General features: G+C 53.9%; 12 protein-coding genes. 2 read left to right on the plus strand and 10 right to left on the minus strand.

Going from position 1 to position 14,475, the window contains the following annotated elements:
- Positions 1-166 precede the first annotated feature (166 nt).
- The 10 genes from cspE to aldA form a co-directional block, all read right to left on the minus strand.
- On the minus strand, positions 167-379 hold the full coding sequence (gene cspE, locus NNL38_RS18075) for a transcription antiterminator/RNA stability regulator CspE (RefSeq protein WP_255391837.1): 213 nt from the start codon (positions 377-379) through the stop codon (positions 167-169).
- A gap of 297 nt (positions 380-676) precedes the next feature.
- Positions 677-1,114 carry a MarR family winged helix-turn-helix transcriptional regulator gene (locus NNL38_RS18080; RefSeq protein WP_255391838.1) on the minus strand — a complete coding sequence of 146 codons (438 nt, stop codon included), beginning with the start codon at positions 1,112-1,114 and terminating at the stop codon, positions 677-679.
- Positions 1,111-1,752 carry a type 1 glutamine amidotransferase family protein gene (locus NNL38_RS18085; protein WP_255391839.1) on the minus strand — a complete coding sequence of 214 codons (642 nt, stop codon included), beginning with the start codon at positions 1,750-1,752 and terminating at the stop codon, positions 1,111-1,113. The genes NNL38_RS18080 and NNL38_RS18085 overlap by 4 nt, the downstream gene beginning before the upstream one ends.
- 245 nt (positions 1,753-1,997) lie before the next feature.
- A complete protein-coding gene (locus tag NNL38_RS18090; RefSeq protein WP_255391840.1) occupies positions 1,998-3,092 on the minus strand; it encodes a class I SAM-dependent methyltransferase in 1,095 nt (364 codons plus the stop codon).
- Between the two features lie 149 nt (positions 3,093-3,241).
- Entirely contained in the window at positions 3,242-4,360 is a 1,119-nt protein-coding gene (locus tag NNL38_RS18095) for an alkene reductase (protein ID WP_255391841.1), read from the minus strand.
- Between the two features lie 110 nt (positions 4,361-4,470).
- Positions 4,471-5,352, minus strand: a complete 882-nt coding sequence (locus NNL38_RS18100; protein WP_255391842.1) for a LysR substrate-binding domain-containing protein — start codon at positions 5,350-5,352, stop codon at positions 4,471-4,473.
- Positions 5,353-5,559: 207 nt separating this feature from the next.
- Positions 5,560-7,209, minus strand: a complete 1,650-nt coding sequence (locus NNL38_RS18105) for a GMC family oxidoreductase (RefSeq protein ID WP_255391843.1) — start codon at positions 7,207-7,209, stop codon at positions 5,560-5,562.
- A gap of 5 nt (positions 7,210-7,214) precedes the next feature.
- Complete coding sequence (locus NNL38_RS18110) at positions 7,215-8,447, minus strand: mandelate racemase/muconate lactonizing enzyme family protein (protein ID WP_255391844.1); 1,233 nt, start codon at positions 8,445-8,447, stop codon at positions 7,215-7,217.
- Positions 8,448-8,450: 3 nt separating this feature from the next.
- On the minus strand, positions 8,451-9,743 hold the full coding sequence (locus NNL38_RS18115; protein WP_255391845.1) for an MFS transporter: 1,293 nt from the start codon (positions 9,741-9,743) through the stop codon (positions 8,451-8,453).
- A 78-nt stretch (positions 9,744-9,821) separates the two neighbouring features.
- Positions 9,822-11,246: an aldehyde dehydrogenase gene (gene aldA, locus NNL38_RS18120; RefSeq protein WP_255391846.1), complete on the minus strand. Its 1,425-nt coding sequence runs from the start codon at positions 11,244-11,246 to the stop codon at positions 9,822-9,824.
- 151 nt (positions 11,247-11,397) lie between these two features.
- Here aldA and NNL38_RS18125 point away from each other — a divergent pair, with 151 nt between their 5' ends.
- On the plus strand, positions 11,398-12,156 hold the full coding sequence (locus NNL38_RS18125; protein ID WP_255391847.1) for an IclR family transcriptional regulator: 759 nt from the start codon (positions 11,398-11,400) through the stop codon (positions 12,154-12,156).
- 149 nt (positions 12,157-12,305) lie between these two features.
- Complete coding sequence (locus NNL38_RS18130) at positions 12,306-14,108, plus strand: aminopeptidase P family protein (protein ID WP_255391848.1); 1,803 nt, start codon at positions 12,306-12,308, stop codon at positions 14,106-14,108.
- Positions 14,109-14,475 lie beyond the last annotated feature (367 nt).

The raw sequence follows: 14,475 nt of genomic DNA on the forward strand, positions 1-14,475 counted from the left end.
ATGACCGGTACGATAAATTTACTTGGCGTGCGAGGGATGAATCAGAAAAAGCAGAATGTTGCAGGAGAAAACGGGTAGAGGGGTAGGAAATAAGAAGTGAAACAAAAGCGACTAAACGGCGATAATGTAAATGGCACAGCGTGCCATTTACATCGAATCTTTAGCCTTACAGGGCTACAACGTTCGCAGCTTGAGGACCTTTTTGGCCTTGCTCAACGTCGAAAGAAACTTTTTGGCCTTCAGCAAGGGTTTTGAAGCCTTCTGAAACAATCGCACGGAAGTGAACGAATACGTCAGCGCCGCCGTTGTCTTGAGTAATGAAACCGAAACCTTTCTCTTCGTTAAACCACTTTACCAGACCTGTTGATTTAGTAGACATGTCGTTTTCCTAATCTATTGAATTAAAATTTGAATCGCATTCTCGCGATGCTCTTGATGCTTAAATGTGATGATGAATCTAAGGGAAACACTAAGGATAACAACAGTTACGGAGAAATTCAGAGGGTTTACTTTGACTACTTTTCATTAATACGTCTGAGCTACAGAGCGAGATGAATCATACCTGAGTTTGGAGCAGAGTAAAGGTTTATTTTCATTTTATTTACTTGCTCCGAATAAGCTCAACCAAGGTAGATCCATGTCAAATCGAACTAAGTACATGAATAAGCCGTAAACGTCACGAGAGTTCATCAAGCACAGACTGAAGTTCCGCAAGCGTATCCGAGATCTCTGCCATATGCGATTTCCCGAGCCTACCTTCCAGCACTTTTGCAAACGCTGCGTGCTGGGGACTAATTTGCTCTATAGCCGCCAGCCCCTGTGTCGTCGGTTGCAGCAGCTTGGCTTTGCGGTGCGATGGGTTTTCAGCCATCCTCAATAGCCCGTCGTCCACCAGTTGGCTCGCAGTTCGACGCACGCTCTGGCGGGTGATCCCCATCCGGCGGGCAATCTCCGCCTGTGTCAATGGTTCATTCAGCACTGCCCCCAACACTTGCCAGCGGGTTGCTGTTAACCCCGCCGGCGCTGCAAGTTGCTCGGCAATTTTCAGGAACTGGCCATTGAGCGCAAAAGACGATAACGCCATAGCGCTCAATCGTGCTTGGGCATCGCTCACTGCGCTTGCTCCTGTGCCTGTTCTTGATCTTGCATCAACGCGTAAAACCCGGCTGGATCCTGCTTGGCAAACAGCTGCCACCACGCATCCAGTGTGCTTTCGTCGTACAAATCCAGAATCCGGAAGATTTCTGCTGCAAAGGCAATGGGTGCCACGCCGCTGGCAGTGATCACATTGCCATCAGTGATCGCAGGTTGATCGACATAGCGGCTGCTACCCTGATAGCCCGTCATGGCCAGAAACTCTGGCGCATTACTGGTATGTGCTCGTTTATCCAGCAACCCCTGTTGCGCCAGAGCCGCCGTCGCGCCGCAAATCGCAGCAACCGGCTTCTCCGCGGCCAGAAAACGAGCTGCCATCTCTGCAAAATCCGCAATCCCACCTGTCGCGGCTGAATCCGCCCCCGGCAGAATCAACAACGCACTGGATTCAGGAACCAGCTGCGCCAGAGTGATATCCGGCACGATCCGCACGCCGCCTTTGGTGGTGACAGGCGCCAAAGTGGCCCCCACGGTTTTCACCTCGTAGCAACCCGGTACTTTCTGAAACTCAGGCGACTGAATATGCGCAATCGCATAACCGTATTCCCAATCCGCCATGGTGTCATACACCGCCAGATGGACCGTTTGCCTTTCCATTGTTGTTTCCGTTGTCACTGCCATTACTGCACCTCCATGATATGTAACAGCATGCTTACACGTTGTAAGCATGCTGTCAACTTGAAAGTTCGATGCAGACACTGGAGTCATACAGTGACGTAAAAAACACAACAATCCGAATCCGTTCGTATTTTGGATAGTTGGCTCATCAGGAAAGGGAAGCTTCGCTTACAGCCGCCTGCTAGCAAAGGCTGCGATTGATCCTTTCCCAGGCATGGCGCTTCCTACTTGCGAACAATGTACCAATTGTTCTGAATATCATGGGCCAGCTCATTCTTGATCACCGAGCTAAACCCGGCACGCTGGAGATATTCCCTGGCTTTTTCTTCCCCCCACATCGCCCCTAAACCTTCACCGCCCTGCGCCAGCGACACCGTCATGCAGTGCATACAGGAGATGGTATACAGGAAGGTGCCGATGGGATGATCCAGGTTGTTATGAACATGGCTCGAGCCCTTAATATCCTGCATCAGATAGGTACCATCCGGTTTTAGCGTCCGGCAGATCCCCTTGAGCACATTCAGCGGTTTTGCCTGATCGTGCACCGCATCAAAGGTGGTCACAAAATCAAACGCATCCGGCGTAGCCACTTCATCAAAGTTACTGAGATCGCTAATGTCGAACACAATATTGCGCAAATCCTTGTCCTGCGACTCGCGTCTTGCATATTCAACCGCTTCACGGGACAGATCGATACCCAAAAACTGACTTGCCGGATAAAGCTCAGCCAGTCGGTTCATGATCCGGCCCCGCCCGCAGCCGACATCCAGGACTTGAATACCCTCTGTCAGCCGATCGGCCAAACCGGGCACCAGCGGCACAATATGCGTTTCGAGATTCGACAGCACCGATTGATTACTGTCTTCTGCCATCACTTCATGGAACCGGGGATACTGCGCGTAAGGCACGCCTCCGCCTTGCCTGAAACATTCAACGATATGGTCCTCAACCCCACCCAACAGCCCGATATACTGCGCAAAGACCGCGAGGTTATCGGCGCCGGCCGCGCGCGTCACCATCGCGGCATGTTCAGGGGGCAAGGTAAAGCGCGTGGTCGCCGGATCAACCTCGACCACGCCAGCGGTGGTCATCGCACCCAGCCATTCCCGCACATAACGTTCATTCAAACCGGCACGGGTCGCGATCTCCAGTGACGTCGCGGGTTGGCTGAGTTCACTCATTACATCGAACAATCCGGTCCGATGGCCAATGGACACCATCAAACATAGCGCACCATTGTTCAGCGCTCTGACGAAATCATCGCCAAACACTTCCGCTTTATTGGGGTCGAAGACAGAGCCTGTCTGGGTCGTAGCCATGATAGGTACCTCCTCACTGCGGCCAATCCGACATATCCAAACTTTCGCTTCTATAAAGCATATACCCATGAAGCTTGGGCCAAATATGATTTGGTTATGATGGCGAATTTCACAGTCCTCATCAGCGGATTGCAACACCTGGCGTTTTTTTATTTCGCGGCCTGGTAGACAGGATAATCGGTCAGCCCTTTTTCTCCGCCGCCAAACAGGGTGTCCGGATCATGCGTGGCTACCGGAAAGCCCTGCGCCAGCCGCACCGGCAAATCCGGGTTGGCGACAAACGGACGCCCGAAGCCGATCATGTCTGCAAGCCCTGATGCAATCGCCAGCTCGGCTTTGGCAGCCTGATCCTGCTGGGTAAAATAGCGACCGGCATAGATCAGCACGCCGTCAAACTGGGCTCGGATCGCCTGCTTGAACGTCATTGGTGTATCCGGCGCATCATCCCAGTCCACTTCGGCAATATGCAAATAGACAATCTTGTGGCGATTCAACAGTGCCGCCGCTGCCGTGTATGTGGTTTGCGGATCCGCATCAACCGTGCCGTTCAATGTGGTGAACGGTGCCAGACGTACCCCGACACGCTCGGCGCCGATGGCATTGACTAATGCGCCAACCACTTCGTCCAGAAAACGCAGCCGGTTCTCCAGGCTACCGCCGTACTCATCGGTGCGATGATTTGATTCGGAATCGATAAACTGGTTGATCAGATAACCATTGGCGGCATGCAGCTCAATACCATCAAAGCCAGCCTCGATGGCGTTCAGCGCCGACTGGCGATACTCAGCAATCACCTGCTGAATATCGGCCTTTGTCATTTCACGCGGCGCGACCACATCGACAAACCCTGGTGCGTCCGTACCGTTATCGACAAATACTTTGACGTTCTCCGCCTTCACTGCTGACGCGGAAATCGGCTGAGCGCCGCCAGTGTTATCAGGATTCGTCACCCGGCCGACATGCCAGAGCTGCACGAACATCACCCCGCCTTCACGGTGCACCGCATCGGTGACTTGACGCCAACCGGCGATCTGCGCCGGTGTATAGATCCCCGGGGTCCAGGCGTAGCCTTTACCCAACGGTGAGATTTGAGTGCCTTCAGAGACAATCAGCCCGGCACCGGCACGCTGGGCGTAGTAAGTTGCCATCAGCTCATTAGCCACATCGCCCGGCTGACTGGCGCGCGAGCGGGTCATCGGCGGCATAACGATGCGGTTTTTCAGGGTCAGGTGACCGAGCGTGATCGGTTGAAACAGGGAGTTGCTCATTGAGTCTGTCCTCAGTCGGATTTGAGGGCATCTTAACAAGCAAGATTACGAACATTGACCGCAATTACCACAAATCATTTTTGTGATAATTGCAATAATAGTGACTGTGACTAGAGCGTCAGTCGTGGCTGGATAAAATCAATGAACGCACTGATCCGCCTCGCCACCGAGGACGACTTATAATACACCGCATTGACCGGCTCGCGGCCGGTGTTGGTGGTCTTGACCGATTCAAACAGCGGGATCAAGCGCCCCTGCTCAATATCCTTTTTCACCATGAACCCGGACAAGCAAGAGATCCCGTTCCCCGCCAGCGTCAATTGCCGCACTAACTCGCCATTGCTGACCACCAGGGTCGGCGTGATCTCCCCCACGCCCGGCAACGGCCAGGTGTTGAGAATTTTCGGTCCGGTAAACCCAATCAAGTCGTGCTGCTCCAGCTCATTCGGATGATGCAGGCAGCCACGGCGCGAGATATAGTCCGGGGATGTCACCATATACAACTCACTCTTGCCCAGCGACCGGGCATGGAGGGTGGAATCGGTCAGACGGCCAATCCGAATCGCCACATCGGTCTGTTTTTCTAGCAAATCGACGTAGCCTTCATGGGAGGTCATCACCAGTTCAATATCCGGGTAGGCCTCGCGAAACGGTTGGATCAGCGGCACCAGCTGGTGAAACAGAAACGGGGTCGCAGCATCAACCCGCAACCGGCCTTTGGGCAACTCGCCCCGGCTGACGATATCTTCTTCCGCCTGTTGCAGCTGGCGCAATCCGGCCCGTACCGTCGAGACGAACTGACGCCCTTCGTCGGTCAGCTCAACGCGCCGGGTGGTCCGGTTGAGCAGGGAAACCCCCAATTGGGATTCAACTTTACTGACCGCACGGGAGACCCGCGCCACTTGAATATCCAGCGCCTCAGCGGCGGCTGAAAAGCCACCACTGTCGACCACAGCCAGAAAAATTTCCAGATCATCAGAGCGGGTTCGCATCCAGGTATCCTCAAAAAATCTTTATTTCATTTTTGACAAAAAACCTAACGAATTGAAGTGATTTTTGAAATGATGACATTGTTTCAGCCAGCCAGTACTGCAAACCCTCACGGCAAATGATCAGCCAGACACAAAAACAGACGCAGTAAGCGTCTGTTTCAAAATGGAAAGTTAATCTATTCCACCCGGTTTACCGCCCAATCGCTTTCAGGCGGCTGCCGGCCCTTCGGAGGGCTGTATTTCGGCTGCGGCCTGTAAAATCATATCGGCACCTTTCTCCGCCACCATCATCACCGGCGCATTGGTGTTCCCCGAGGTGATATTCGGGAAAATCGACGCATCTACCACCCGCAGCCCCTCCACCCCATGCACTTTCAGCTCATGATTTACCACGGCGTCAGCTTCATCGGGTCCCATCGCGCAAGTGCCACACAGGTGATAAATCGAGCCGCCATTTTCCCGGAAGTAATCCACCATGGAAGCTTCATCAGTGACCAAGCCGGCTGGTTTGACTTCTACTTCCGTCAGAGACTGCAGTGTTGGTGCCGTCATGATGTGGCGGATCAGCTTCGTCCCCTGGATCACTTCCTGAATATCTTTCTCGGTACTCAGGTAGCACGGGCGGATCGCCGCCGCATCATCCGGATCACCAGACTTCAGGGTGATCTCTCCCCGGCTGCTCGGGCGACAGGGGTTAAACGCAACCAGAAACCCGGAGTAAGGATCCGGCACCATTTTGGCGTTGGGATCTTTGGGAATTTCATAAGAGAGCGGATTGAAATATAGCTGTATATTCGGCAGTGCTTCATCCTTACTCCCTTTGAAGAATCCACCCGCCTGATTCACGCTCAGTGCCAGCGGACCGCGACGATTGAGCAAATACTGAAGTCCCGCCTTTGCCTGTCCCCACCAACTTGTCAGATCATCATTGAGCGTCTTTTGCGTAGCCCGGTAGTAAAAACTAACACAGACATGATCCTGCAGGTTTTGGCCGACCGCAGGTAAATCTTTCACCACCGGAATGCCAAGCGACTCTAAACAAGAACGCTCTCCGATGCCGGACAGCATCAGCAGTTTCGGGGAGTCCACTGCCCCTGCCGACAAAATCACTTCCTTGCGAGCATGGAAAATTTGGTGATCTCCTGCGACCGCGACTTCGACGCCGGTTGCGCGCTGATGCTCATCCACCAGAATTTTCCGAGTCTGGGTATGATGGAAGATGGTCAGGTTCGCACGCTTTTTTGCCGGCTCAAGGTAGGCAAAGCTACTGGAGTCCCGCATCCCGTTGCGAATATTGGTTTCATAAATACCCGCCCCTTCAAACTGCGCGCCGTTAAAATCATCATTGAGCGAATATCCCAGCTCTTCGCAGCCTTTGAGGTAAAAGTCGCAGATTTTATGCGCATCATGCTTCATTTGAGTGATGCCGATCAGGCCTTTTGAGCTGTGGTACTCAGTATCGCCCAACGGATGCTGCTCAAGCTTTTTGAAATATGGCAGCACATCGTCAAAACCCCACCCCGGATTACCCTGGCGTGCCCAGTCATCATAATCCTGTCGCTGACCACGAACATAAATCATCGCGTTGATGGAGCCGGATCCCCCCTGGACCTTGCCGCGCGGGGCATAAATTGCCCGCCCGGCCATGCTGGATTCCGGCTCACTGTAATACATGTAGTTATACTTCGGGTGATAGTAGGTCTTGGCGAAACCGACCGGTAGCTTGAACCAGGGGCTGACATCACGGCCCCCGGCTTCAATCAGCAACACCGAGTATTCCCCCGACTCCGTCAGACGATTGGCCAGAATACAGCCGGCAGAGCCGGCCCCGACAATAATGTAATCGTACTGCTTCATGCTGATCACTCCGGTTTCACTTTCCAGGATGTCGACGACTCCTGCGTCACATCATATGGCTTTTGATCCATCGACAAATGCAGGGTTCGGCTGGTGTACGGCGACCTCGCTTTCACCACATCCATATTCAGCTCAATCCCCAGCCCCGGCTTCTCAGAAGGAATAATGTAGCCTTTCTCCCAACGGATCGGCTCCTGCAACACGTCGGCATGGAACCCACCCCAGGTCATAATGCTTTCCTGGATCAGGAAGTTCGGGGTCGCCGCAGCCAGCTGAATACTGGCGGCTGCACCCACTGGCCCGTTATAGAGATGCGGCGCAATCTGAGCATAATGAACTTCCGCCAGTGCAGCGATCTTCTTCGCTTCCAGGATCCCGCCGACACGCCCCAGGTTCATTTGCAGGATCGACGCCGCGTTATGGCGCAACACCTCATGGAACTCATACTTGGTGGTCAGGCGCTCACCGGTCGCCACCGGGATCGAGGTCTTCTGTGCCACCCGAGCCATCGCTTCATGCTGGCCCGGTGGGACCGGCTCTTCAAACCAAAGCGGATCAAACGGCTCCAGGTGCTTGGCCAGGCGAATCGCGGACGACACACACATTTGGCCGTGGGTGCCGAACAGCAGGTCGCAGTGATTCCCGACCGCTTCACGGATCCGTGCACAAAACTGAGCCGATTTATCCATCGCCTCCAGTGTCAGCTGATGACCGGAGTAGGCCGTATAAGGACCAGCCGGATCAAACTTGAGCGCAGTAAAGCCCAACTCCATGTTCTGGATGGCACACTCAACCGCTAAGTCGACACTATCGTAGTCGTATTCACCACGGCTGTTTTCCGGATACAGATACGTGTATGAGCGAAGCTTATCGTGTACTTTGCCGCCAATGAGCTCATACACAGGTTTACCCGCAGCCTTACCGATAATATCCCAGCAAGCCATCTCCAAGCCGCTGACGACTCCCATCATGGTCAGATCCGGCCTTTGCGTGAAACCGCTGGAGTAGGTCTCACGGAAAAAGCGCTCGACATGGTGCGGATCGTGGCCTTTCAGGTAACGCTCAAACACATCCTCAATGGCCGCTTTCATCACCTCCGGATGAAACGAAGCAGCATAAACCTCTCCGACTCCTTCAATGCCGCAATCGGTACGAATTTGGACAAAAATCCAGTACATGCCGCCAATATGAGGCGCTGGTGTCGCAACAACATGGGTTTCTAAATGCGTAACTTTCATGGTTTAAGCTCCCTGCTTAGCGTCGATCATTTGTTTTAGTTTCAGGCAGGCAATGGTGCCGATAACGCCCATCACCGCGATATAACCAAAGTAGAGGTGGTACACCGTGAGTCCTTCGTATTTTTCCGCCAGGTAGCCGTTGATCATCGGCAAGAAAATATCCGGGGTGTATGCAATCAGTGAGATGATCCCAACCGCCAGGCCGGTGACGTGAGCCGGCACATCACACCCGTCAAGAATTGCCCAGTACAGGCCGCGGATCGCATAGGTCAACACCCCAATCAGCAGCACCAGTGCCAACAGCAGGGTGATGCTCTGCATATCCGGTAGCGCAATCATCAGCAGCAAACCAATAGACGAGCCGAGCAAAGACAAGGCCAGCACGTTTTCGATCCGGAACCGGTCCCCGAGAAAACCTGCGCCAATGCCGCCAATCGGACGCATCCAGAGTTTCGCAACCGTGATAAAGCCAGCAGTCACAGCACTGATTTCATAGCTTTGTTGCATGTAAGCGGAGAAAGAATACGTTGCCCAGAACAGCTGATAACCACAGAAAATCACCCCTGCCACCAGCCACAGCTCAGGAATGGAAGCTAAAAACTTCAGATTACCGATCAACGTTCCCTGACGTTCGGCCTTTTCTTCTTCAACTTCGTTTTTATTGTTGAAAAACAGGAAGATGACCACCGCCAGTGTCAGGCAGGTGTAGGCATACATGTAGATCACCTGCTTCAGGGCGACCGTTGTTGATTCGCCATTGGTTTCAATGGCATAGGCAAACAAACCAATCGCTATTGTCGCCAGCACGGCTTCCACCAGACCACGCCCGCCGTCCAGAATGCCGAAAAATCGGCCTTGTTCATTCTTGCTGGCCAGCATCTTGACCCCTTTGATCAAGGACGCCCAGAAGGTCAATCCTGCTGCCAGGCCCCAGCCCAAAAAGATGTATGGCAACACGGCTTTAGAAGGAACAGAGGCAAACCAGAGGCCCAGGCCGCCGGTGGCTGCCATTGAAAAAGTGATCAGGAGCCGGGGAGAAAATTTATCTGCCAGCCATCCGCTCGGCAGGTAGCAGACCATATACATCACGCCCAGTGCCGAGTAATAGCTGCCCAGCTCGGAAGTGGTGATGTTAAATACTTCGAGAATCGAGACCTCGAAATTCTGACGCAGATACAGCAGCGGGTAGATCGCGCCGCCCGCCATCAGGATCAATAAAAATTGAAAATAACGGCTCATCTGCTCTTTTTTGGATGTAGGCGTGCCTACAACGGGTTCCATCGTTGCATTTGACATGATTCAGTCCTTTTGTGTTTGCAGGCGCACTTTGTATTTGTTATCTGGCGTGCGCCTTCAAGTCAGGGAAGTCCGGGCTTAGTATTTGGCAACCACTAAGCGGGTTTGGGTGTAATCCAGCATGCCGTGCTTGCCATCGTCGCCACCGAGGCCGGAGCGTTTCCAACCCTGGTGATAGCCCTGGTAAGGGTCGGCAGGGATCCGGTTGATGTAGAACTCACCGGCTTCGATGTTATTTGCCACTTGCATCGCATCACGGTAGCTCTCGGTGTAAATCAGCGAGGCCAGGCCAAACTGGTGGTCGTTAGCCAGTTCAATGGCTTCTTCAATGGTCTTGTAAGTCAGGATCGGCAACACCGGGCCAAAGATTTCTTCCTGAACAATTTCCATGTCCTGACGGCAATTGGTCAGAATTGTCGGAGGATAGAAATGACCTTTCCCTTCCGGAATAAAGCCGCCCGTCATCAGATGGGCGCCATCGTCGATGGCACGCTCCACCATCTGATGAATATTCAGCCGTGCATTCTCGTTGACCAGTGGCCCCATGTAACTCGGCTCCTGCGAGCGCGGGCCATACTGAACACTTTCCATCTCTTGCTTGAGCAACATGGTAAATTCCGACTTGATGGACTCGTGCACATAGACCCGCTCAACCGCCGTGCACAACTGGCCGCAATTCGAAGTTTTCGAGGCCACAATCTCACGTGCCGCTTTGGCCAGATCTGCATCCGGGGCCACAATGGCCGGCGTTTTCCCGCCCAGCTCCAGGGAAGACTTGGCAATATTGACCTGAGAGTACTCCAGCACCTTACGCCCTGCGCCGACACTGCCGGTTAAGGTGATCATGCCGACTTTCGGGTGGGTACACATGGTCTCTGCAGTTGCGTGATCCATGGTCAGAATATTCACCACGCCTGCCGGCAACTCGGCTTCTACAATCGCCTGTGCAATCGCAAACGCCGAGCAAGGAGTATTGTTGCTGGGACGGACCACCACGGTATTTCCGGTGATCAAGGCCGGGGCGATTTTGCGCAGCAGCGTATATACCGGATAGTTAAACGGGATCAGACACGCCACCACACCGATCGGCTCGCGATGAAGCAACAGGTTTTCATCCGGCGTATCGCTGGGAATGATTTCCCCTTCAATCCGGCGCGCCCACTCTGCGTGATATCGGGTAATATCCGCCGCATAAATGGTCTCGTTCACAGCATCTTCGACACTTTTCCCGGACTCCAGCGCCAGCACCCGGCCGATATCACCAGCGTGCTCAACCAGCTTGTCCGCCAGCTTTTTCAGGTGTTCGCCCCGCTCAAGACTGGTCAAGCGACGCCAGGTACGCTGAGCCTGGCTGGCCACTGCCACCGCATCCAGTACATCCTTTGACGATGCAGCAGTCACTTGGGCGATCTGCGTTTCATTTTCGGGGTTATAGACGGCAATCGTTTCGTGACCGACCGTCTCCTGAAACTGATTATTGACAAAATTACGTTCCACTCGCATGAGGCTTCTCCACTTTGTTTTGAAGAATCTTATGGAGCTACTGATAAATCGGTCAAACGTGATGGGGCTAAAATCAAATTATTTCCATATATGGAAAAATAAATGTGATAGCATTTCAATTAACGACATTTTAACAACTATGTTACCAGCCATGTTACCCACCAAATCCAAAGCACCGGCGGTCGATGGCGCCGTGCAGATACTGCAACTACTTGCCCGTTCATCGACCTCTTTATCCCTGTCAGAGATCTCGGAAGAGACCGGGCTAGCTTATTCCACTACCCACCGATTGCTGGAAGCCCTGCTACAGCACGGCATGATTAGCATTGACCCCAGCGCCCGCAAAAAATATTGCATGGGCGCAGCCATCTTTCAGCTCGCCTCAACCGTGTTCAGCCGCCAGGATTCCATCTCGATCTTTCATCCGATTGCAGAAATCCTGAAGAACGAAACCTATCAGTCGGTCTATCTCAATATCGAAGTCGGGAGCCGGATCGTCACCATCGCCAAAACAGAATCATCCATGGCCAGGGTGTCGAACGTCTACATCGGAACCACCTTTCCGGTGTACGAAGCCGCACCCGGTAAAGCGATTTTATCCACTCGCCCTGCCCGCTTTCAGGAAGATTATCTCGCGCAAGTCCTTCCCAAGGGCCAAAATGCCCCGCAACGTTTGGCGGCGATGCTGGAAGAGCTGCAACAGGCCCGGCGACTCGGTTACGCCGTCACGGAAAGTCCGGATTCGTCCAGCCTGAGTTTTATTGCGGCGCCGGTGTTGGATCTCAACAACCAGGCCATCGCCGCCATCAGCCTGGGAGTCAATCGTGAGGAATTTACCAAACAGCATATCCGGGAGTTATCGGCGCACCTCATTCAGGCAACCCGGCAGCTCTCCTCCCGATTGCAATGAACCCACTCTGTGAACTCACAGTCTCAGTTTCTGAGACCCAAAGGATTAATTTCTGCGCCTTCGTTAATAAGATGTAAACACACAATTGTGAGCGCTTTCTTGACACTATACATTTGTCATCACTTCACACGGATGACACAGAGGATAGGATGAGTCTTCAAGCAAGTACGCACTGCCCGGTTTCCCAGCGTCTCAGCCAACTACGCGATGCCATGTCGGCGTTGCAGCTCGACGCCTATATCGTCACCAACAACGATCCCCACAGCAGCGAATATTCAGCCGATCATTGGCTGGCCCGGCGCTGGATCACCGGTTTCACCGGCTCGGCGGGCGATGCGGTGATCACCCCTGACGGTGGTGGTTTGTGGACCGATGGCCGTTACTACATCCAGGCTGAAGAGCAGCTGCAAGGCAGCGGGCTTCCTCTGTTTAAAGCCAGACTGGCGGAAACCCCGTCGATCCCAGAATGGCTGGCGCAGACACTGCCGGCCAACAGCCGGGTCGGCGTCGACGGCCGCACCATCAGTTATGCGTTTTACCAACAACTTCAGACCGCGTTTGCCGACAAAGCCATCGACATCGTGCTGGAGCACGACCTGATCGGCGGGATCTGGCACGATCGCCCGGTCCGGCCGACCACACCTGTGTTCAATCATCCGCTGCAATACGCCGGACAGACCACGGCACAAAAGCTGGCCCAAATCCGCCAGTACATGACCAGCGATCAGGTGGATGATCTGCTGATCTCAACGCTGGATGATGTGATGTGGACCCTCAACATTCGTGGCGGCGATACCCCATACTGTCCAATTTCTGAGGGCTACCTGCTAATCAATGCCCAAACGGCTACGCTGTTTATCGATCTGCAGAAACTGCCGGAAGACGTACAAAGCAAACTCGAAGCGCAAGGCGTTAGTTGCCAGCCTTATGAACACATCAGCGACGTCCTGGGCAAGCTGGATGCCGGGCATCATTTCCGCAGTTGTGCCAGCCACAGCGATGCGCGCCTGATCTGCAGTCTGCCCGACGGCCTGACCGTGACACACCAGCGCAGTTATGTCACCGACATGAAAGCCAGCAAGAACGACACCGAGCTGGAAAACATGGAAGAGACGTTGCGGCTGGACGGGATCGCGATGGTAAAGTTCATGACCTGGCTGGAACAGCAGGTCCCCGGCGGCGACGTCACCGAACTCAGCGCCGAGCAGCAGCTACAGCATTTTCGCGCCTTAGCGCCGACCTACCTGGGTGACAGTTTCCGCACCATTGCCGGATTTGCCGAGCACGGCGCGAAAATGCACTACGCCGCCGATGAAGACAGCAACAAGCCGGTTGACGAGTCGAACTTCTTCCTGGTCGACTCCGGTGGCCAGTATCTGGGCGGCACCACGGACATCACCCGCACCTTCAGTTTCGGCACCCTGAGCCAGCAACAGCGCATCGACTATACCCTGGTGCTCAAAGCGGTGATCCGGCTCAGCCAGGCACGTTTTCTCAAAGGCTCTACCGGCTCCAACCTGGACGTGCTGGCGCGCGGGGTGTTGTGGCAACAGGGTATCGACTACAAGTGCGGTACCGGCCATGGGGTCGGCATGTGCCTGAATGTCCACGAAGGGCCGCAGAACTTCTCGCAATCCCCGACCGAGGTCGAGCTGAAGCCGAATATGGTGATCACCAACGAGCCCGGCGTCTACCGCGAAGGCGAATACGGCGTGCGGATCGAAAACATCATGAAGGTGGTGAAGATTGAGCAGAACGAGTTTGGTGATTTTTACGGTTTCGACACCATCACCCTGGCGCCAATCGCCACCCACCCGCTGGAGCCGGCCTTGCTGGATGCTTCCGAGCGCCAGTGGCTCAATGACTACCATGCCAAAGTCTTTGACGCGCTCGAAGGGGATTTAACCCCGCAAGAGCGCGACTGGCTGCAACGCGCAACAGCGGCGGTGTAACATTTTCGCAATGCCATGAGGTCGCGGCACCTGTCGCAATCTCACAACACAGCTTCCAATCCCTCAATGCCGGGCCATCGTTCAATCTCCCGAGCGGTCCGGCTTATTTGCCACCCCTGGTTGTGCTCAGCGGTTGGCCTTACTTCCTTACTTCTGTAGTGTTTGCCGGCTTTCAGCCGGCTTTTTTTATTCCGATGCCGGCCACAGGTCTCTCGCTGTCAATCTTCACTATTGCCTGCCGCCATGGTCTCACTTTTTGGCACCACCGGGATCACTTTATGCCCCCTTGTTAATAAAGTGTAAAAATTCAATTGAGAGCATTTTGTATACAATATACATTTATTCTCAACTTACACGGATGTGAAAG

The organism is Photobacterium atrarenae (assembly GCF_024380015.1).
Lineage (GTDB): Bacteria > Pseudomonadota > Gammaproteobacteria > Enterobacterales > Vibrionaceae > Photobacterium > Photobacterium atrarenae.

Bases quoted from the DNA above. Each gene is read 5' to 3' on its own strand.
- cspE (WP_255391837.1), bottom strand. From the start codon at position 379: ATGTCTACTAAATCAACAGGTCTGGTAAAGTGGTTTAACGAAGAGAAA.
- NNL38_RS18085 (WP_255391839.1), bottom strand. From the start codon at position 1,752: ATGGAAAGGCAAACGGTCCATCTGGCGGTGTATGACACCATGGCGGAT.
- NNL38_RS18090 (WP_255391840.1), bottom strand. From the start codon at position 3,092: ATGGCTACGACCCAGACAGGCTCTGTCTTCGACCCCAATAAAGCGGAA.
- NNL38_RS18095 (WP_255391841.1), bottom strand. From the start codon at position 4,360: ATGAGCAACTCCCTGTTTCAACCGATCACGCTCGGTCACCTGACCCTG.
- NNL38_RS18100 (WP_255391842.1), bottom strand. From the start codon at position 5,352: ATGCGAACCCGCTCTGATGATCTGGAAATTTTTCTGGCTGTGGTCGAC.
- NNL38_RS18105 (WP_255391843.1), bottom strand. From the start codon at position 7,209: ATGAAGCAGTACGATTACATTATTGTCGGGGCCGGCTCTGCCGGCTGT.
- NNL38_RS18110 (WP_255391844.1), bottom strand. From the start codon at position 8,447: ATGAAAGTTACGCATTTAGAAACCCATGTTGTTGCGACACCAGCGCCT.
- NNL38_RS18115 (WP_255391845.1), bottom strand. From the start codon at position 9,743: ATGTCAAATGCAACGATGGAACCCGTTGTAGGCACGCCTACATCCAAA.
- aldA (WP_255391846.1), bottom strand. From the start codon at position 11,246: ATGCGAGTGGAACGTAATTTTGTCAATAATCAGTTTCAGGAGACGGTC.
- NNL38_RS18125 (WP_255391847.1), top strand. From the start codon at position 11,398: ATGTTACCCACCAAATCCAAAGCACCGGCGGTCGATGGCGCCGTGCAG.
- NNL38_RS18130 (WP_255391848.1), top strand. From the start codon at position 12,306: ATGAGTCTTCAAGCAAGTACGCACTGCCCGGTTTCCCAGCGTCTCAGC.